Genomic DNA, 19,087 nt, shown 5'->3' on the forward strand with positions numbered 1-19,087 from the left:
GGGGGACCTCACATCCGTCATGGCCGTCACATCCGGAAGACGCCGAAGCCGCCGCGCGCGCCCTCGTAGGGCGCCGTGTGGATCGCGGACAGGCACAGGCCGAGCACGGTGCGGGTGTCGCGCGGGTCGATGACCCCGTCGTCGTACAGCCGCCCGGACAGGAACATCGGCAGGGACTCCGACTCGATCTGCTGCTCCACCATCGCGCGCAGCGCCGCGTCGGCCTCGTCGTCGTAGGGCTGCCCCTTGGCCGCCGCCGACTGCCGGGCGACGATCGACAGGACGCCCGCGAGCTGCTGGGGGCCCATGACGGCGGACTTGGCGCTGGGCCAGGCGAACAGGAAGCGCGGGTCGTACGCCCGCCCGCACATCCCGTAGTGCCCGGCCCCGTACGAGGCGCCCATCAGCACGGACAGGTGCGGGACGCGGCTGTTGGAGACGGCGTTGATCATCATCGCGCCGTGCTTGATGATGCCGCCCTGCTCGTACTCCTTGCCGACCATGTAGCCGGTGGTGTTGTGCAGGAACAGCAGCGGGATGTCGCGCTGGTTGGCGAGCTGGATGAACTGGGCGGCCTTCTGCGACTCCTGGCTGAACAGGACGCCCTGGGCGTTGGCGAGGATGCCGATCGGGTAGCCGTGCAGGCTCGCCCAGCCGGTCGTCAGGCTGGTCCCGTACAGCGGCTTGAACTCGTCGAAGTCGGAGCCGTCGACGATGCGGGCGATGACCTCGCGCGGGTCGAAGGGGTGCCTGAGGTCGCCGGGGACGATGCCGAGCAGTTCCTCGGGGTCGTACTTCGGCGGGGCGGCCGGACCCGGATCGGGGTACGCCTTGCGGTGGTTGAGGCGGGCGACCACACGCCGGGCCTGCCGCAGCGCGTCCCGCTCGTCGACGGCGAAGTGGTCCGCGAGTCCGGACACGCGCGCGTGCATCTCGGCGCCCCCGAGCGACTCGTCGTCGCTCTCCTCGCCGGTGGCCATCTTGACCAGGGGCGGGCCGCCGAGGAACACCTTCGCCCGCTCCTTGACCATGATCACGTGGTCGGACATGCCGGGGACGTAGGCGCCGCCCGCGGTCGAGTTGCCGAAGACGACCGCGACGGTCGGGATGCCGGCCGCGGAGAGCCGCGTGATGTCGCGGAAGATCGCGCCGCCGGGGATGAAGATCTCCTTCTGCGACGGCAGGTCGGCGCCGCCGGACTCCACCAGGCTGACGCAGGGCAGCCGGTTGGCGAGCGCGATGTCGTTCGCCCGCAGCGCCTTCTTCAGGCTCCAGGGGTTGCTGGCGCCGCCGCGCACGGTCGGGTCGTTCGCGGTGATCAGGCACTCGACCCCCTCGACGACCCCGATCCCGGTGACGAGGGAGGCGCCCACCGTGTAGTCGCTGCCCCAGGCCGCGAGCGGCGACAGCTCCAGGAACGGCGTGTCCGGGTCGAGCAGCAGCTCGATGCGCTCCCGGGCGAGCAGCTTGCCGCGTCCCCGGTGCCGGGCCACGTACTTCTCGCCGCCGCCCGCGAGGGCCTTCGCGTGCTCGGTGTCGAGCTCGGCGAGCCGGGCGAGCATGGCCGCGCGGTTCGCCCGGTGGTCCGGGTCGGTGATGTCCAGGGCGGACGGGATGACCGTCACAGCAGGGCCTCCGGTATGTCCAGGTGGCGGGCGCGCAGCCATTCGCCGAGGCCCTTGGCCTGCGGGTCGAAGCGGGCCTGCGAGGCGACGCCCTCGCCGAGGATCCCCTCGACGACGAAGTTGAGGGCGCGCAGGTTCGGCAGTACGTGGCGTACGACGGTCAACGGGGCGGTCTCCGGGAGGAGTTCGCGCAGCCGGCCGGCGGTGAGGGTGTGCGCGAGCCACGGCCAGGCGGCCTCGTCGCGCGCCCACACGCCGATGTTGGCGTGGCCGCCCTTGTCTCCGCTGCGGGCTCCGGCGACCAGGCCGAGCGGGGCGCGGCGGACCGGGGCGTCCGCCAGGGGCGGGTCCGGCAGCGGCGGCTCGGGCGGCGTCTCCAGGGCGAGGCTGTCCGCGGGCGGCGCGACCGCGATCCGGCGTCCGTCGTCGAGGACGGCCACGTGGTCCACGGCCGCCCGGTCGACGTACACGTCCTCGAAGACCCCGTAGGGCGCGCCCTTCCCCGGCGGTGCCAGGACGTGGAAGCCCGGGTAGCTCGCCAGTGCCAGCTCCACGGCCGCCGCGCCGAGCGTCCGCCCCACGGCGTCCTGTCCGGGGTCCCGTACGACGAGCCGGAGCAGGGCGCTCGCCGTCTCCTCGGTCGCCGCGTCGGGGTGGTCGGTGCGGGCGAGGTCCCAGCGCACCTCGGCGGGACGGGACCCGGCGGCGTCCAGCGCGGCCTCCATCTGGTCCCGGACGAGCGCCGCCTTCCGCTCGATGTCGAGGCCCGTCAGCACGAAGACGACCTCGTTGCGGAAGCCGCCGAGCCGGTTCAGTCCGACCTTGAGGGCGGGCGGCGGCGCCTCCCCGCGCACGCCGTCGATCCGCACCCGGTCCGGGCCGTCCTGGGTCAGCCGCACGCTGTCGAGCCGGGCGGTGACGTCCGGTCCCGCGTACCGGGCGCCCGAGGTCTCGTAGAGCAGCTGCGCGGTGACCGTGCCGACGTCCACGACCCCGCCGGTGCCGTCGTGCTTGGTGATCACGGCGGTGCCGTCCGCGTGGAGTTCGGCGAGCGGGAAGCCGGGGTGGCGGAGCAGGGCCGGGTCGAGCTCGGCGAAGAACGCGTAGTTGCCGCCGGTCGCCTGCGCGCCGCACTCCAGGACGTGCCCGGCGACGACGGCGCCCGCGAGCCGGTCGTGGTCGTCCGGCGCCCATCCGAAGTGCGCGACGGCGGGCCCGGTGACCAGCGCCGCGTCGGTGACCCGGCCGGTGACCACGACGTCCGCGCCCTCGCGCAGGCAGGCGGCGATCCCGCCGCCGCCGAGGTAGGCGTGCGCTGCCAGGCTCCCCGGGTACCGCGCGGCGAGGTCGTCGCCCTCGACGTGGGCGACCCGGACGGGGACGCCGAGCCGCGCGGCCAGCTCCCGTACGGCGGAGGCGAGTCCGGCCGGGTTCAGGCCGCCCGCGTTGGCGACGATCCGCACGCCCTTGTCGTGGGCCAGTCCGAGGCACTCCTCCAGCTGCCGCAGGAAGGTCTTGGCGTACCCGAGCGAGGGATCGCGCAACCGGTCGCGGCCCAGGATGAGCATGGTCAGCTCGGCGAGGTAGTCGCCGGTCAGGACGTCCAGCGGGCCGCCGGTGAGCATCTCGCGCAGGGCGCCGAAGCGGTCGCCGTAGAAGCCGGAGGCGTTGCCGATCCGCAGGGGGGCGGGCGGCGGGGTCACGGGGTCCCGCCCTTCGCCGGTCGTCCGCCGCCGGGCGGTCCCGCGAAGGCCTGCGCGATGTCGAGCCAGCGCTCGGCGTCGGCGCCCTCGGCACGTACGGCGAGGTCGGCGCGGTGGGCCCGCTGGGTGACCAGCAGGCAGAAGTCGAGCGCGGGTCCGGTGACCCGCTGCCGGGCGTCCTCGGGCCCGTACGTCCACAGCTCCCCGGACGGCGCGACGACCTCGACCCGGAACTCCTCCGGCGGCACCGCCAGCCCGCGAACCCCGAACGCGAAGTCCCTCGCCCGTACGCCGATCCGGACCACGTGCCGCAGCCGGTCCGTGGGAGCGCGGACCACGCCCAGCGCGTCGGCGACGTCCTGCCCGTGCGCCCAGGTCTCCATCAGGCGTCCGGTGGCCATGGAGGCGGCCGACATGGGGGGCCCGTACCAGGGGAAGCGGGTGCCGGCGGGTGCCGCGCGCAGGGCGTCTTCGAGCGCCGCGCGTCCCTGCCGCCACCCGGCGAGCAGCCGGTCGGGCGGCAGTGCGGCTCCCGCGTCCGCACCCTCGTCGACGAAGCTGTCGGGGGCCGCCAGCGCCTTCTCGACCTCGGCCGCGAAGGCCGGCGCGTCGGTCACGGCCAGCACGGCGGAGTGGTCCGTCCAGGCGAGATGCGCGATCTGGTGGGCGACGCTCCAGCCGGCGGCGGGCGTGGCGAGGGCCCACTGGCCCGCGTCCAACTCCCCCACCAGCCGGTCGAGTTCCTCGCTCTCCCGGTGCAGATCGTCAATCACGGACGACGGATCGGACACGATGCGCTCCCCTCGGGGACGACGGCGTGCAGGGAGCATGGCAGCGGCACCAGAAACAATCAAGCGTGCTTGCATTAATTCGTTCGAGGCGGGTGCGGGTGCCGCGCGGGGTGCGTGCGGTTTGCCACGTGCCGGAGGACGCGCGGGACGTGCGGGGTTCGCCGCGTACGGGGGACGCGTGTTGCACGCGGGACCTGCGGGGTTCGCCGCGCGCGGGGGACGCGTGTTGCGTGCGGGGCATGTGGAGCGCGCGGGGCGCGCAGGTACGGCCAGCTCGTCCGGTACGCCGACCGCGCCGAGGCGTGGGACGGCCGCGCTCCCCGTCTCACGCCTCCTCGGTGACGGGGAGGGCGGAACGGGGAGCGCGGCTGCGGGGCTGGGCCGTGGGGGCGCGGTCGTGGGGCGATCCGGTGGTCAGCGCCCCGGGGTGCGGATGCCGGTCAGGAGGGTTCCAGGCCCTTGGCCTTGCCCCGGCCCACCTGGGTCCGTACGGCGCCCATGCTCGCGGCGATGACGAGGGCGATGGCGAGCGCCTCGAAGAGGGAGAGCGCCTGGTCCAGGACCAGGAACCCGGCGGTGGCCGCTACGGCCGGCTCCAGGCTCATCAGGATCGCGAAGGTGGAGGCGGGCAGGCGGCGCAGCGCGAGCAGTTCGAGGGTGTACGGCAGGACGGAGGACAGGATCGCCACGCACGCGCCCAGCGCGACGGTGGTCGGCACCAGGAGGTCGGAGCCGGACTCGGCGATGCCCAGCGGCAGGAACAGCACCGCCGCGACCACCATGGCGAGCGCCAGCCCGTCGGCCTGCGGGAAGCGACGGCCGGTGCGCGCGCTGAAGACGATGTACGCGGCCCACATGGCGCCCGCGCCCAGCGCGAAGGCGACGCCGGCCGGGTCCAGGCTGGTGAAGCCTCCGCCGCCGAGCAGGAAGACGCCGGCGAGGGCGAGTCCGGCCCAGACGAGGTTGATCGCGCGGCGGGAGGCGAGCACGGACAGGGCGAGCGGGCCGAGCACCTCCAGGGTGACGGCGGGGCCGAGCGGGATGCGGGCGACCGACTGGTAGAACAGCCCGTTCATCGCGGCCATGGCGATGCCGAAGACGACGACGGTGCCCCAGTCCGCGCGCGAGTGTCCGCGCAGTTTGGGCCGGCACACCGCGAGCAGCACGATCGCGGCGACGACGAGCCGCAGGGTCACGACGCCGAGCGCTCCGGCGCGGGGCATCAGGCTCACCGCGAGGGCGCCGCCGAACTGCACGGAGATCCCGCCCGCGAGGACCAGGCCGACGGGCGCGAGGGCGCCGCGGCCCCGGCTGCCGCCCTCGGTCGCGGACCCGGCGGCCGCGGCGAGGGACGGCTCGCTCGCCGTCGTGGCCGCGGCGACCACGGAAGGCTGGTCGGCGCTGGGGAGAGTCACGGGGGCCGTCCAAGGGATCGATCGGTGAGCGTGCATCACGCTGAACTTTCAAGTCCAGAGTAATGGACTCCGTCAGGGTTGTGAACCTCTTTTGCAGCTTACGACTCGGTGCGACACGTCACCTCCGAGCCTCGGCGGTTTCCGTCCGCCCGGCGCCCCCCGGTCGACCGGCTCTCCCCGGGGCCTCCTTCCCGGCGCCGGGCCGGCCGACCGGCGCTCCCCTGCACGCACGGGCGCGCGGCCCGAGTACCCGCCCAGGCGGGCAGCGCCCACAGGCGGGGATGCGGGTGCGAACGCAGACGGAGCTTCCCTGCGGAGGGCCGGCAGCACCCGCGCCCACGGCTCTCCTCCGCCGGTCCAGCACCGCGGGCGCCGCCCCTGCGGGCGCCTGCGGCCAGAAGCAGCACCCTCGGGGCCCGACGGGGGCGAGCGGGCGGGCGCGGACGCCCCGGGGCTTCCGCGCGGGAACCGGCAGCACCCGCGCGCCCGGGAGGCCCCCCTCCGGCCCGCCCCCTTCCGGCCTCCGGCCCGCCCCAGGCCGCGTCGGTCAGCGGACGCCGGGCGTCGCGTCCGGCGGTCCGTCCGGAGCGGCCGGGGTGTCGTCCGGCCCGGTCAGGGTGTCGTCCGGTCCCCTCGGGGTGTCGTCCAAGGCGTCCGCCAGCACCTCCGCGAGGTGTCTGCCCCGGCGCCCCGCGAGCTGGTCGAGCTGGGTGCGGCAGGAGTAGCCGTCCGCGAGGACCACCGCGTCCTCGGGGGCCGACCGCACGGCGGGCAGCAGCCGCTCCTCCGCGCAGGCCGCCGACACCTCGTAGTGGCCCTTCTCGAAGCCGAAGTTGCCGGCCAGGCCGCAGCAGCCACCCGTCAGGGTGCCGGTCAGCCCGGCCGCCTCGCGCAGCCGCCGCTCCGCCGCGTCGCCGAGGACGGCGTGCTGGTGGCAGTGGGTCTGGCCGACGGCCGGACGGTCGACGCGGGGCGGACTCCAGTGCGGCGCGTGCCGTTCGAGGGCCTCGGCGAAGGTGACCACGGCCGTCGCCAGCCGGGCGGCGCGGGGGTCGTCGTGGAGGAGTTCCGGGAGGTCGGTGCGCAGGGCGGCGGCGCAGCTCGGCTCCAGGACGACCACGGGCAGCCCGGCATCCAGGACCGGTTCCATCAGGTCCAGGGTGCGCCGCTGCACCGCGCGGGCGTGGTCGAGCTGGCCGGTGGAGACGTACGTCAGGCCGCAGCACACCCGCCCCGGGCGGCGTCCGGCGAATGTGCCCGGGCGGATCGGCCCCCGTGTCCTCCCGTCCCCGACCGGGGACGCCTTCGGCCGCACCCCCGGCGGGAGCACGACGGTGAGTCCGGCCGCCTCCAGGACGCGTACGGCGGCCCGGCCCACGGCGGGCGAGAGGTGCTCGGTGAAGGTGTCGGGCCACAGGACGACGGTGTCCAGCCCGGCGCCGGGCAGCGGCTCGCGCCCCTCCCGGACGAGGTCCCGCGCCCGGTCGCCGAACCGGCGCGACCACCAGCGGCTGAACGGCACCGGGGCCACCCGGGGCAGCCGCCGCTCGGGGGCGATGCCGCCGAGCCGCTTGGCGAGGGCCGCGAACGGCCGTACGGCGGCGAGGGAGTTGACGAGGCGGGCCGTGCGGGTGCGGGCGACGAGTTCCAGCCATACCGGCAGCCGGCCCATCGCGTAGTGCGCCGCCGGACGCCTGCGCCCGGCGTAGTGGTGGTGCAGGAACTCCGCCTTGTACGTGGCCACGTCGACGCCGACCGGGCAGTCGCTGCGGCATCCCCGGCAGGACAGGCACAGGTCCAGCGCGTCCCTGACCTCCGTGGAGCGCCAGCCGTCCGTCACGATCTCGCCGGCCAGCATCTCGTGCAGCAGCCGGGCCCGTCCGCGCGTGGAGTGCTCCTCCTCCCCCGTCACCCGGTACGAGGGGCACATCACCCCGGGACCCGGCTCCTGCGCGCGGCACTTGGCGACGCCCACGCAGCGCCGTACGGCCGCCCGGAAGTCCCCGCCGTCCGCCGGGTACCCGAAGGCCACGTCCACCGGCTCGCGCGGCAGCACCGCGAAGCGCAGGTTCCCGTCCAGCGGGCGGGGGCGCACCAGCATCCCGGGGTTGAGCAGGTCGTCCGGGTCCCAGACGGCCTTCGTCCGCTCGAACAGCGCGACCATCTCGTGGCCGTACATCCTCGGCAGCAGCTCCGCCCGCGCCTGCCCGTCCCCGTGCTCGCCCGACAGCGAGCCGCCGTGGGACACGACCAGCTCCGCCACCTCCTCGGAGAAGCGCCGGAAGCGGGCCACCCCGGCGCTCGTCAGCAGGTCGAAGTCGATACGCACGTGGATGCAGCCGTCGCCGAAGTGGCCGTAGGGCGTGCCCCGCAGCCCATGGGCCGCGAGCAGGCCGCGGAAGTCCCGCAGGTACGCGCCGAGCCTGGCCGGTGGCACCGCGCAGTCCTCCCAGCCGGGCCAGGCCTCGCCGCCGCCCGCCGTCCGGGTCGCCGTGCCGCTCGCGTCCTCGCGGATGCGCCACAGGGCGCGCTGCCCGGCCGGGTCGGTGACCACGAGGGCGTCCAGGACGTCCGCGGCCCGCACGATCGCGTCGGCCCGCGCGCGGGCCTCCCGCGGGTCCGCGCCGCCGGTCTCCACGAACAGCCAGGCCCCGCCCCGGGGCAGCCCCGCCTCCGAGCGCACCAGGTCGGCGGCCATGCCCTCCACGGTCAGCGGCCCGTACGGCAGCAGGCCCGCGGCGGCCTCCGCGGCCGCGCTCTCGTCCGCGTACGCGAGGACGGCGAGCGCCCGGGCGCGCGGCGCCTCCACCAGGCCGACGACCGCTTCGGTGAGGACGCCGAGCGTGCCCTCGGAGCCGCAGAAGGAGCGGGCGACGTCCGCGCCCCGCTCGGGGAGCAGAGCGTCCAGCGCGTAGCCGGAGATGCGGCGCGGCAGGTCGGGGAAGCCGGTGCGCAGCCGGGCCCGCTCCGCCTCCACGAGCGGGCGCAGTCCGTCGGGGGCGCCCGCCCAGTCGCGGCCGGGGCGCAGCGCCCGGCCGCGGGCCGTGAGGACGGACAGCTCGCGCACGTTGTCCGCCGTCGTCCCCCAGGCGACGGAGTGCGCGCCGCACGAGTTGTTGCCGATCATGCCGCCGAGGGTGCAGCGGCTGTGGGTCGAGGGGTCCGGGCCGAAGCGGAGGCCGTGCGGGGCCGCCGCCTCCTGGAGCCGGTCGAGGACGAGGCCCGGCTGGACGACGGCCGTGCGGGCCTCGGGGTCCAGGGCGAGGAGGCGGTTCATGTGCCGGGTGAAGTCGAGGACGACGCCGCTCCCGGTCGCCTGCCCGGCGATGGACGTGCCGCCGCCCCGGGGCACGACGGGCACGCCGTGGGCGCGGCACACGGACAGGGCGGCCGCCACGTCGTCGGCGTCCCTCGGGGCGACGACTCCCAGCGGTACGCGGCGGTAGTTGGACGCGTCCATGGTGTTCAGCGCGCGTGCCGTGGCGTCGAAGGAGACCTCGCCGCGTACGGCCGCGGCCAGCGCCTGCCGCAGCTCTCCCGGGTCCGCCGCGTCCGGTCCGCCGGGACCCCCCGGTCCCTGTCCCGCGGGACCCTTCCCGCCCTGCCGCCCGAGCTCCGTCATGTCTCCAGGATGCCTCCGGCCACCGCCCGCGGCCGGGCGCCGCGCGCCGTGCGGACGCCCCGCGCGCGCCGCGTGCCCGCCCGCGCATGCCACGAACCCGTCGAAATGCGGCCGGATTCCGAGACCAGAAACGGAACCTTCCCAATTCGATCACGAACTCTCATATAGTGACCGGCTGTTGGGCATCAGGTGTCGCTTCACGCGCAGAACAAGACTCTCGCCCAGAACACGACCGAGGCCCCGACCGAGGACACGATTCATGACCGCGCCCCTCCCCCCAGGCGATCGGCCCACCTTCCGCACGGTCGCGCCCGCCCCGCTGCTCACCGCCGCGCTCTCCGCCCTCGTGGTCGTCGGCGCGGTCGTCCTCGCCCCGGACTCCGTGCGCACGCCCCTCGCCTGGGGCGCCGGCGCGGGCGCCGTCCTGCTGTGCGCGGCCGTCGCCGTGGCCACCCGCGCCGCGCAGACGGCCAAGGTGCTGCGCCGCCGTATCGACGCCGTGACGGCGGACACCGGCCGGCTGCTGCACGAACGGGCGCGGCAGGCCGAGGAGTTCGCGCAGGAGCGCGGGCGCCTGGCCGGCGAGCTCGCCCAGGACCGCGCCCGGCTCGCCGAGGACGCGGCACGCGAACGGGTGCGCCTGACCGAGGAGTTCGCGCAGGAACGCGCGCGGCTCACCGAGGAGTCCGACCGTGAGCGCCGCCGGCTCACCGAGGACCGGGCCCGGCTCGCCGAGGAGAACGCCCGCCTCGCGGAGCGCGCCCGGCAGGCCGAGAACGCCCGCGACGCCGCCGTCTCCGCCACCGCCAACGCGGCCGGCCGGATGCAGGCCCTGGCCACCGGCATGCTCGCCGACCTGCGGGCGATGGAGGAGCGGCACTCCGACGAGGAGGTCCTCACCGACCTGCTGCACCTCGACCACCGCACCGCGCAGGCGGGCCGTCTCGCCGACTCCGTCGCGGTCCTCGCGGGCGCCCGCTCCGGACGCCGCTGGGCCCGCCCGATCCCGATGGAGTCCATCCTGCGCGGCGCGATGGGCCGTATCAGCGGCTACCAGCGCGTGCGGGTGCACTCCGCGAGCGAGGCCGCCGTCTCCGGCCACGCCGCCGAGGGCGTCATGCACGCGCTCGCCGAACTCCTCGACAACGCCGCCAACTTCTCGCCGCCGACCGCCGAGGTGCACGTCTACGTCGAGGAGGTGCCGGCCGGTGTCATCGTCTCCGTCGAGGACAGCGGCCTGGTGATGGGCGACGTCCAGCTGCGCCGCGCCGAGAGCGCCGTGTCCGGCGAGGTCGCCGGACTGGGCGGGCTCACCGGCACCCGGCTCGGACTCGCGGTGGTCGGCCGGCTGGCCCGCAAGCACGGGCTCAAGGTGTCCTTCCGGCCGTCCGCGCGCGGCGGCACCGGCGTCCTGGTGCTCATCCCGCAGGACCTCCTGACGCCCCAGGCCGCCCCCGCCGGCGCCCGCCCGGCGGCCCTCGCCGGGTCCGCGGCGCAGGACGCACCGGCCACGACCCCGGCCCACGCACCGGCGGCCATCACCCCGGCCGCGTCCGGGAGCGACGGGTCCGCGGAGCAGCCCCCGGCCCGGCCCCCGGTGTCGTACGCCGCCGCCCGCGCCGGCGCGGACCTCGACCCGGACCCGCTGCCCACCCACGAGTCGCCCCGCGCCGGACAGGACACCGGGGCCGGCGCCACCGGGGGGCTGCCCAAGCGCCGCCGGGGCCGCACCCTCGCCGCCGCCGAGCGCCGCGCCCAGGGTGCGCACGGCCACGGCCGGACCGACCGCGAGATGCCGTCCGCCGACGACACCAAGGCCCGCGTCGCCCGCTTCGGCAGCTTCCGCCAGGCGGTCCGCGGCACGGCCGGGGACCCGGGCTCCGCGCCGGGCGCCGCACCCGCCGACCACACCGCCGGCGACACCGGCCGCGCCCGGACCGGCCACGGGGACGCCCCCGTGGCCGCCCGCCCGGAGCCGGCCCGCTCCGCCCCCACCGACCCCGAAGAGGCCGTACGGGACTCCGCGCCCGCAGCGGCCGACGCCCCCGCCAGCCCCTCACACGCGCACTCCCCCTCGCACCCGGAAGGCGACACCACTCCATGACCGGCACCACCACCGCCGACGAGAAGCTCACCTGGCTCATCGAGGGCCTGCTGGAGCGCACCCCGGGAGCCCGGCACGCGCTCGTGCTCTCCCGCGACGGCCTGAAGCTGTGCCGTACGCCGGAGCTCTCCGTCGACCAGGCCGACCAGCTCGCCGCGATCGCCGCGGGCATCCAGTCGCTGTCCCACGGCGCCTCCGTCGAGTTCGGCGACGGCAGCGGCGGCGTGCGCTCGGCGATGGCCGAGTTCTACGGCGGCGTCCTGTTCATCGTGGAGGCCGGCGAGGGCGCGCACCTCGCCGTGGTCACCGGTGAGGACGCCGACGCCGGGCTGGTCGGGCACAACATGAGCGAACTCGTGGAGCAACTCGGCGAACACCTGAGCGCGCAGCCGCGTACGTCATGAGCCGCCCCGGCAGGGACGACGCCCCCGACCGGCTCTACACCCTCACCGGAGGGCGCACCCGGTCCGGGCCGGACACCCCGTTCGACCTGGTGACGCTGGTGGTCGCCGAGTGCGATCCGGTCACGGGCATGCAGTCCGAGCACGCCGCGATCCTGCGGCTGACCGACCGGCCCACGGCGGTCGTGGAGGTCGCCGCCGAGCTGCGGCTGCCGGTGAGCATCACCCGCATCCTGCTCTCCGACCTCCTCGCGGCGGGCCGCATCAGCGCCCGCCACCCGCAGAAGGACGCTCTACCCGATCCCGACATCCTGGAGCAGGTGCTCGTTGGACTCCGTAACCTCTGACGCGCGGACCCCCCTCGGGGCCACCGCCGACAACGGCCTGAAGATCGTGGTCGTGGGCGGCTTCGGCGTCGGCAAGACCACCCTGGTCCGCTCGGTCAGCGAGATCCGTCCCCTCAACACCGAGGAGACGATGACCCAGGCCGGCGAGGCCGTCGACGACATCAGCGAGGTGCGCGGCAAGTCCGCGACCACCGTCGCCTTCGACTTCGGCCGGATCACCCTCGACGCGCACAACGTGCTCTACCTGTTCGGCGCGCCCGGCCAGGAGCGCTTCTGGTTCCTGTGGGACCGGCTGTTCGCCGGCACGCTCGGCGCGGTCGTCCTCGTGGACACCCGGCGCATCGACGACTCCTGGTACGCCATCGACCGCCTGGAGCACCACGGCACGCCGTTCATCGTCGCCTGCAACGACTTCGGCGGCCCGGCCCACACCCCCGCCCAGATCCGCGAGGCCCTCGACCTCGACCCGCACGTCCCGCTGCTCGACTGCGACGCCCGTTCCCGCGCGTCCAGCAAGCACGTGCTGATCACCCTCGTCGAGCACATCCAGACCCTGTACGCGTCCCGGCCGGCCGGCGGCGCCGTCCCCGCCGCCCGGACCCCCGACGACACCCTGCAATCCCCGGAGTTGGCCCTGTGACCTCCGCCCCCGTGCCCCTGAGCGGGCCCAGGTTCCAGACCGAACCCGCGGCGCTGTACCGGGAGATGCGGCGCGAGCACGGCGCCGTGACCCCGGTGGTCCTCGACGGGGACATACCGGCGTGGCTGGTGCTCGGCTACCGCGAACTGCACCAGGTCACCGGCGACCCGGCGCTGTTCAGCCGGGACTCCGACCTGTGGAACCAGTGGGACCGCGTCCCCGACGACTGGCCGCTGCTGCCGATGATCGGGCGCAAGCAGCCCTCGATCCTCTACACCGTCGGCGAGCGCCACCGCGAGCGCGCCGCGATGATCAGCAACGCGCTCGAGGGCGTCGACCCCTTCGAACTGCGCGCCCACGCCGAGAAGTTCGCCGACGAGCTGATCGACGCGGTCTGCGCCAAGGGCGAGACGGACATCATCGGCGACTACGCGGCGCTGCTGCCGGTGCGCGTGCTGGCCCGGCTGTACGGCTTCTCCGACGAGGAGGGCCCCGGCCTGGTCACCGCCCTGAACGACATGATCAACGGGCGGGAGGGCGCGCTGGCGGGACAGCAGCACCTCGCCTCCTCGATGGCGCGGCTGCTCGCCGAGCGCAAGGCCGAGCCCGCGCACGACGTGGTCTCCCGCATGCTCGCGGACCCCTCCGGGTTCACGGACGAGGAGATCATGCAGGACCTGATGGTCATGATGGCCGCGGGCCACCAGCCGACGGCGGACTGGATCGGCAACTCGCTGCGCCTGATGCTGACCGACGAGCGCTTCGCCGCCTCCCTCTTCGGCGGCCGCAACAGCGTCGCCGAGGCCATGAACGAGGTCCTGTGGGAGGACACCCCCACCCAGAACGTGGCGGGCCGCTGGGCCTCCCGCGACACCCAGCTCGGCGGGCGCCGCATCCGCGCGGGCGACCTGCTGCTGCTCGGGCTCCAGGGGGCCAACTCCGACCCGCAGGTGCGCACCGACGGTTCCGCCCTGACCGGCGGCAACAACGCCCACTTCTCCTTCGGCCACGGCGAACACCGCTGCCCGTTCCCGGCCCAGGAGGTCGCCGAGGTCATCGCGCGCACCGGCATCGAGGTCGTCCTGGACCGGCTGCCGGACATCGACCTCGCCGTCCCGGCGGACGCCCTCGCGCGCCGCCCCTCGCCCTGGCTGCGCGGTCTCACCGAGCTGCCCGTGCGGTTCACCCCGACCCCGGCCCTTGGAGGCACGCCCGCATGACCACCCAGACGAGTCCGGCCGACGCCGAGACCACGCGGATCGCCCTGGACCCCTTCGTCACCGACCTCGACGCGGAGAGCGCCCGGCTGCGCGAGGCGGGGCCGCTGGCCGCCGTGGAGCTGCCCGGCGGCGTCCCGGTGTGGGCGGTCACGCACCACGCGGAGGCCCGCGCGCTGCTGACGGACCCGCGGCTGGTGAAGGACATCAACGTCTGGGGCGCCTGGCAGCGCGGCGAGATAGCCCCGGACTGGCCGCTGATCGGGCTCGCCAACCCCGGCCGCTCCATGCTCACCGTGGACGGCGCCGAGCACCGGCGGATGCGCACGCTGGTCGCGCAGGCCCTGACGCCCCGCCGCGTGGAGCGGATGCGCGGGCGGATCGCCGAGCTGACCGAGGGGCTCCTCGACGGGCTGGCCGGCGCCGGTGACGAGCCCGTCGACCTGAAGGCCGCGTTCGCCTACCCGCTGCCGATGTACGTCGTCGCCGACCTGATGGGCATCGACGAGGCCGAACTGCCGCGGCTCAAGGTGCTGTTCGAGAAGTTCTTCTCCACGCAGACCCCGCCCGCCGAGGTCATCGCCACGCTGACCGAGCTGGCCGGGATCATGGCGCAGACGGTCGCCGCCAAGCGCGAGAACCCGGGCGACGACCTGACCAGCGCGCTGATCCTCGCCTCGGAGGACGGCGACCACCTCGCCGACGAGGAGATCGTCTCCACCCTCCAGCTGATGGTCGCCGCGGGTCACGAGACGACGATCTCCCTGATCGTCAACGCGGTGGTGAACCTGTCCACCCACCCGGAGCAGCGCGCGCTCGTCCTCTCCGGTGAAGCCGACTGGTCCGCCGTCGTGGAGGAGACCCTGCGCCACTCGACGCCGACCTCACACGTCCTGATCCGGTTCGCGACGGAGGACGTGCCCGTGGGCGACAAGGTGATCCCGGCGGGCGACGCGCTCATCGTGTCCTACGGCGCCATCGGCCGCGACGAGCAGGCGCACGGCCCCACCGCGGGCGAGTTCGACATCACCCGCACGTCCGCGAACCGGCACATCTCCTTCGGGCACGGGCCGCACGTGTGCCCGGGCGCCGCGCTCTCCCGTCTGGAGGCGGGCGTCGCCCTGCCCGCCCTCTACGAGCGCTTCCCCGCCCTCGACCTGGCGGTCCCGGCGAGCGAACTCCGCAACAAGCCGGTGGTGACCCAGAACGACCTGTTCGAACTGCCGGTGCGCCTGCGCGCGAACTGACCCTCCTGCCGCCTTACGCCGGACGGGGATCGCGACCCGTCCGGCCTACGGCCGGCCGCCGTCTCACCCGACGGACGACGTTTCACCCAGGTTTCCGTGAACGGCTAGGCTCCGCTCGTGGCTGAGATCCAGATTCCCTCCGACATCAAGCCCGCCGACGGCCGTTTCGGCGCGGGTCCCTCCAAGGTGCGGACAGAGGCGCTGGACGCCCTGGCCGCCACCGGCAGTTCGCTGCTGGGCACCTCCCACCGCCAGGCTCCGGTCAAGAACCTGGTCGGCAAGGTCCGCGAGGGCGTGAGCGCGCTGTTCTCGCTGCCCGAGGGCTACGAGGTCGTCCTCGGCAACGGCGGCTCCACCGCGTTCTGGGACGTCGCGACGCACGGCCTGATCGAGAACAAGTCGCAGCACCTGAGCTTCGGCGAGTTCTCCTCCAAGTTCGCGAAGGCGGCGAAGCTCGCCCCGTGGCTGGCCGAGCCCACCGTGATCACCAGCGACCCGGGCACGCACCCCGAGCCGTCCGCCGAAGCGGGCGTGGACGTGTACGCGTTCACCCACAACGAGACCTCCACCGGTGTCGCCGCCCCGATCAAGCGGGTCGCGGGCGCCGACGAGGGCTCCCTGGTGCTGGTGGACGCCACCAGCGGCGCCGGCGGCCTGCCCGTCGACATCACCGAGACGGACGTCTACTACTTCGCCCCGCAGAAGTCCTTCGCCTCCGACGGCGGCCTGTGGATCGGCGTCTTCTCCCCCGCCGCGATCGAGCGCGCCGAGCGCGTCCACGCGAGCGGACGGCACGTGCCGGAGTTCTTCTCGCTGCCCACGGCGATCGACAACTCCCGCAAGAACCAGACGTACAACACCCCGGCGCTGACCACCCTGTTCCTGCTGAACGAGCAGCTGGAGTGGATCAACGGCCAGGGCGGGCTCGACTGGTCGGCGGCCCGTACGAAGGACTCCGCCGGCCGGCTGTACGGCTGGGCCGACGACTCCAAGTACGCCACCCCGTTCGTCACCGACCCGGCCAAGCGCTCGCAGGTCATCGGCACGATCGACTTCGCGGACGAGATCGACGCGGCCGCCGTCGCCAAGGTGCTGCGCGCCAACGGCATCGTGGACACCGAGCCCTACCGCAAGCTCGGCCGCAACCAGCTGCGCGTCGCCATGTTCCCGGCGATCGACCCGGCGGACGTCGAGGCGCTGACGAAGTGCGTCGACTACGTCATCGAGAAGCTGTAACCGCCTTACGTACGACGGCGAAGGGCGCCCGGTGATCACCGGGCGCCCTTCGCGTTCCCGGGGCGGCCCGTTCAGGCGCGCTGCGTCCAGTCCTGGTCCAGGCGGTCGGCGAGGCCGGCGGCGGCGAACGCGGCCTCCAGCTCGTCGCGGCCCTCGGTGAAGTGCGCCCAGCTGTCGTGGTGGACGGGCACGACGCGCCCGGCGTCCAGGATGCGTGCGGCCTCGGCCGCCTGCGCGCTGTCCAGGACGAGCAGTCCGCCGTCGAAGAGCACGGGGAAGCGAGGGGCTCCGGCGAACAGGATGGCGGTGTCGACCGGGGCGAAGCGTCCGGCGATGTCCCGGACGGCGTCCAGCGAGGCGTTGTCGCCGCTGACGTAGACGGTCGGCAGGCCCTCGCCGGTCAGGACGAAGCCGACGACCTGGCCGGTGAGGGGTTCGACGTCCTCGCGCCTGCCCGGGCCGTGGATCGCGGGCACGCCGGTGACGGTGACCGTGCCCCCGTCCGGCCGCTCCAGCTCGACCGACTCGAAGTCGGCCAGACCCCTGGCCCCGCCCCCGAGGCGCTCGCCGCCGCCGGGGGTGGTGAGGGTGAGGGGGACGTCGGCGAGGAGGGCCCGGCCGGACCTGTCCAGGTTGTCGGCGTGCTCGTCGTGGGAGAGCAGGACGACGTCGACGGGGCCGAGGTCGGCGGGGGCGGCGGTGGAGGGGGCCGTCTTGGTCAGGGTCGGCCCGTGGGACGGGTAGTCGCCGGCGCCGTCGAAGGTCGGGTCGGTCAGGAAGCGCAGGCCGCCGTACTCGAACAGGGCGGTCGGGCCGCCGAACGTACGGACCGGGAACTGCGCGGTGTCGTGCCGGGACATGTCCACACCCTCATTCCTCACGGATAATCTCGTCAGTTTCCGTGATGAAGACTAGGCCGACGTCACGGAAAAACACAAGCGCTACCATGAGAGCCATGCGGAAGTCCCCGGCCACCGAGATCGCACAGGCGACCCTGCCCCCGGCCCCGGGCGCCGAGCGGTACCGCAGCCTGGACTTCGCCGACACCGCGGCGACCCTGCCCGGCGACCAGAGCTACGACGTGCTCGCCACCCCCGAGTCCGCGCGGCACTGGCTCGTCACCGGCGACCTGGCCACGCCGGACGTGCGGTTGTACGAGATGTGCTCCCAGCGCATGCGCACCCTGCGGGCACACGTACGGAACCTCTTCGCGGCACGCGTCGACGACGCCCCCGTGCCCGAGGAGTCCTTGCGGGCGGTGAACGAAGCACTCACGGCCCTGCCCACCGCACCTCTGCTCGCCCGGGAGGGCGCCACGGGACTGCGCCGCGTCCAGGCCCACCCCACCGACCAGGCCGTCAACCACGCGCTGGCGACCCTCGCCGCCGACGCCGCCGACCTGCTCACCGGCCCGGACGCGGACCTCCTCGCCGCCTGCGGCTCCGCCCCCTGCGACCGCTTCCTCCTTCGGACCCACGGCCGGCGCCACTGGTGCTCCACGCGCTGCGGCGACCGCGCCCGCGCCGCCCGCGCCTACGCCCGGCGCGGCGGCACCTCGGCCTGAGGCGGATCACCGCGCCGCCCTCCGGGAGGGGCGCGGTGGAGCGTCCCGCCCTACCGGCCGGTGCCTCCGGGCCCGCCGGGAGCACGATCGCACCGGTCTCCCGCGGCGCACGCCCTCGCCCCGCGCGTCAGTTCACGCGGGCGCCCGCGGAGCGGTGTGCTATCCCCGTCGGCGCAGCCGCAGGCCCCCGAAGACGGCGACAGCCGCGATCGCCACGACGACGAGTGCGCCGGTGCCGACCTTCGTGCCGCCGACCGGACCCCCGCCCCCGTCGCTGTGCCCGCTCGCCGAACCCCCGCCCCCCGACGGGGACTTGCCGTCGCCGGACCCCGGTACGCTCCCCGCCTGGACGGTGCTCCGCTCCCCCTCGGTCCCGTACAACAGCTCGGACCCGTCGGCGGTGTAGGTGACGGACTCGCCCTGCCCCTGGAGCGGCACGTCCAGCCGCGCCTGCCGCTCGGGCTTCCCGCCGTTCCAGCGGTAGGCGATGCCACCGAGGTAGCCGCGCACGGCGAGTTGGCGGCCGTCCGGGGAGAACGCCCCGTCGGTGGTCCACAGGCCGATGTCGGCGATGCGCCGGAAGACGTTCGTGCCGGAGGCCGAGAGCCGCGCGGGCGCCTCGTAGAGGCCGCCCCCGTCCTCGTTCTTCGAGACGATGTACACGCGCCCGGTCTTGGGGTGCACCATCATCGCCTCCGCGTCCCGGGGACCGTCGGCGTACTTCACGACGTACTGGGTGGCACGGACGGTCTGGTCGGCCAGCTTCTTCGGCTCGGGCAGCCTGTAGAGCCACACGTGGTCCCACCGGCCGCCGAAGTTGTCGCCGATGTCGCCGACCCAGATCTCGTTGCCCGGCCCGATGGAGACGGCCTCGACGTCACGGGGCGAGCCGATGCCGCTCAGCGTGACGGTGGCGACCGTCTTCCCGGTCCGGCTGTCGACCGCGTACAGGTACGGGCCGTCGTCGCTGTCGTTGTGGGTCCAGTAGACGCCGGGGTGCTGACGCGAGGCGGCGAGCCCGCTGGACTCGGTGATCCGCGGGTCCTCGATGGTGAACCCCCCGTCGTCGGCGGCCGCCGGTGCGGCCGGCCCCACGGCGAGCAGGGCTCCGGAGGCGGCGAGCAGGGCCGCGGCGAGGAAGGAGAAGGGTCGGCGCATGCGCCAAGCCTGCCATC

Annotated in this window: 15 protein-coding genes; 8 read left to right on the forward strand and 7 right to left on the reverse strand. The window is 74.9% G+C overall.

The annotated features are described in order from the left end of the window. Positions 1 to 26 precede the first annotated feature (26 nt). The 5 genes from ACZ4VA_RS24645 to ACZ4VA_RS24665 form a co-directional block, all read right to left on the reverse strand. On the reverse strand, positions 27 to 1,625 hold the full coding sequence (locus ACZ4VA_RS24645) for an acyl-CoA carboxylase subunit beta (protein ID WP_468082524.1): 1,599 nt from the start codon (positions 1,623 to 1,625) through the stop codon (positions 27 to 29). Further along, positions 1,622 to 3,328 carry an acyclic terpene utilization AtuA family protein gene (locus ACZ4VA_RS24650; RefSeq protein WP_468082525.1) on the reverse strand — a complete coding sequence of 569 codons (1,707 nt, stop codon included), beginning with the start codon at positions 3,326 to 3,328 and terminating at the stop codon, positions 1,622 to 1,624. Before ACZ4VA_RS24650 ends, ACZ4VA_RS24645 begins: the two co-directional genes overlap by 4 nt. After that, positions 3,325 to 4,119, reverse strand: coding sequence for a TIGR03084 family metal-binding protein (locus tag ACZ4VA_RS24655; RefSeq protein WP_468082526.1), 795 nt, complete (start codon positions 4,117 to 4,119; stop codon positions 3,325 to 3,327). Before ACZ4VA_RS24655 ends, ACZ4VA_RS24650 begins: the two co-directional genes overlap by 4 nt. A gap of 440 nt (positions 4,120 to 4,559) precedes the next feature. Continuing rightward, a complete protein-coding gene (locus ACZ4VA_RS24660) occupies positions 4,560 to 5,534 on the reverse strand; it encodes an EamA family transporter (RefSeq protein ID WP_468082527.1) in 975 nt (324 codons plus the stop codon). Between the two features lie 547 nt (positions 5,535 to 6,081). Then, the gene (locus tag ACZ4VA_RS24665; protein ID WP_468082528.1) at positions 6,082 to 9,156 is read right to left on the reverse strand and encodes an FAD-binding and (Fe-S)-binding domain-containing protein; all 3,075 of its coding nucleotides are present in this window, start codon (positions 9,154 to 9,156) and stop codon (positions 6,082 to 6,084) included. A 259-nt stretch (positions 9,157 to 9,415) separates the two neighbouring features. On the opposite strand from ACZ4VA_RS24665, the gene ACZ4VA_RS24670 reads away from it, so the two are divergent. From ACZ4VA_RS24670 to serC, 7 genes are all read left to right on the forward strand, one after another. Then, a complete protein-coding gene (locus ACZ4VA_RS24670; RefSeq protein WP_452921315.1) occupies positions 9,416 to 11,260 on the forward strand; it encodes a sensor histidine kinase in 1,845 nt (614 codons plus the stop codon). Further along, complete coding sequence (locus tag ACZ4VA_RS24675; RefSeq protein ID WP_121402281.1) at positions 11,257 to 11,664, forward strand: roadblock/LC7 domain-containing protein; 408 nt, start codon at positions 11,257 to 11,259, stop codon at positions 11,662 to 11,664. Before ACZ4VA_RS24670 ends, ACZ4VA_RS24675 begins: the two co-directional genes overlap by 4 nt. Then, positions 11,661 to 12,008 carry a DUF742 domain-containing protein gene (locus ACZ4VA_RS24680; RefSeq protein WP_355789268.1) on the forward strand — a complete coding sequence of 116 codons (348 nt, stop codon included), beginning with the start codon at positions 11,661 to 11,663 and terminating at the stop codon, positions 12,006 to 12,008. Before ACZ4VA_RS24675 ends, ACZ4VA_RS24680 begins: the two co-directional genes overlap by 4 nt. Then, complete coding sequence (locus ACZ4VA_RS24685) at positions 11,989 to 12,648, forward strand: GTP-binding protein (protein WP_355789265.1); 660 nt, start codon at positions 11,989 to 11,991, stop codon at positions 12,646 to 12,648. Before ACZ4VA_RS24680 ends, ACZ4VA_RS24685 begins: the two co-directional genes overlap by 20 nt. Then, the gene (locus ACZ4VA_RS24690; protein WP_355789262.1) at positions 12,645 to 13,868 is read left to right on the forward strand and encodes a cytochrome P450; all 1,224 of its coding nucleotides are present in this window, start codon (positions 12,645 to 12,647) and stop codon (positions 13,866 to 13,868) included. Before ACZ4VA_RS24685 ends, ACZ4VA_RS24690 begins: the two co-directional genes overlap by 4 nt. Continuing rightward, entirely contained in the window at positions 13,865 to 15,112 is a 1,248-nt protein-coding gene (locus ACZ4VA_RS24695) for a cytochrome P450 family protein (protein ID WP_468082529.1), read from the forward strand. Before ACZ4VA_RS24690 ends, ACZ4VA_RS24695 begins: the two co-directional genes overlap by 4 nt. Positions 15,113 to 15,229: 117 nt before the next feature. Next, positions 15,230 to 16,348, forward strand: coding sequence for a phosphoserine transaminase (gene serC / locus ACZ4VA_RS24700; protein ID WP_355789256.1), 1,119 nt, complete (start codon positions 15,230 to 15,232; stop codon positions 16,346 to 16,348). 71 nt (positions 16,349 to 16,419) lie between these two features. Here the strand turns inward: serC and ACZ4VA_RS24705 are convergent, their stop codons facing one another. Further along, a complete protein-coding gene (locus tag ACZ4VA_RS24705; RefSeq protein ID WP_356174294.1) occupies positions 16,420 to 17,208 on the reverse strand; it encodes an MBL fold metallo-hydrolase in 789 nt (262 codons plus the stop codon). Between the two features lie 86 nt (positions 17,209 to 17,294). Here ACZ4VA_RS24705 and ACZ4VA_RS24710 point away from each other — a divergent pair, with 86 nt between their 5' ends. Further along, complete coding sequence (locus ACZ4VA_RS24710; RefSeq protein ID WP_388905019.1) at positions 17,295 to 17,912, forward strand: ABATE domain-containing protein; 618 nt, start codon at positions 17,295 to 17,297, stop codon at positions 17,910 to 17,912. 159 nt (positions 17,913 to 18,071) lie between these two features. On the opposite strand, the gene ACZ4VA_RS24715 is transcribed toward ACZ4VA_RS24710, so the two are convergent. Further along, entirely contained in the window at positions 18,072 to 19,070 is a 999-nt protein-coding gene (locus ACZ4VA_RS24715) for a YncE family protein (RefSeq protein ID WP_452921307.1), read from the reverse strand. Between the last annotated feature and the right edge of the window lie 17 nt (positions 19,071 to 19,087).

Source organism: Streptomyces sp. NPDC028308, assembly GCF_055565855.1.

What these genes read in the sequence shown, in the direction of transcription:
- ACZ4VA_RS24665 (WP_468082528.1), bottom strand. Translation starts at nt 9,156, where the DNA reads ATGACGGAGCTCGGGCGGCAGGGCGGGAAGGGTCCCGCGGGACAGGGA.
- ACZ4VA_RS24670 (WP_452921315.1), top strand. Translation starts at nt 9,416, where the DNA reads ATGACCGCGCCCCTCCCCCCAGGCGATCGGCCCACCTTCCGCACGGTC.
- ACZ4VA_RS24675 (WP_121402281.1), top strand. Translation starts at nt 11,257, where the DNA reads ATGACCGGCACCACCACCGCCGACGAGAAGCTCACCTGGCTCATCGAG.
- ACZ4VA_RS24680 (WP_355789268.1), top strand. Translation starts at nt 11,661, where the DNA reads ATGAGCCGCCCCGGCAGGGACGACGCCCCCGACCGGCTCTACACCCTC.
- ACZ4VA_RS24695 (WP_468082529.1), top strand. Translation starts at nt 13,865, where the DNA reads ATGACCACCCAGACGAGTCCGGCCGACGCCGAGACCACGCGGATCGCC.
- ACZ4VA_RS24705 (WP_356174294.1), bottom strand. Translation starts at nt 17,208, where the DNA reads ATGTCCCGGCACGACACCGCGCAGTTCCCGGTCCGTACGTTCGGCGGC.
- ACZ4VA_RS24710 (WP_388905019.1), top strand. Translation starts at nt 17,295, where the DNA reads ATGAGAGCCATGCGGAAGTCCCCGGCCACCGAGATCGCACAGGCGACC.
- ACZ4VA_RS24715 (WP_452921307.1), bottom strand. Translation starts at nt 19,070, where the DNA reads ATGCGCCGACCCTTCTCCTTCCTCGCCGCGGCCCTGCTCGCCGCCTCC.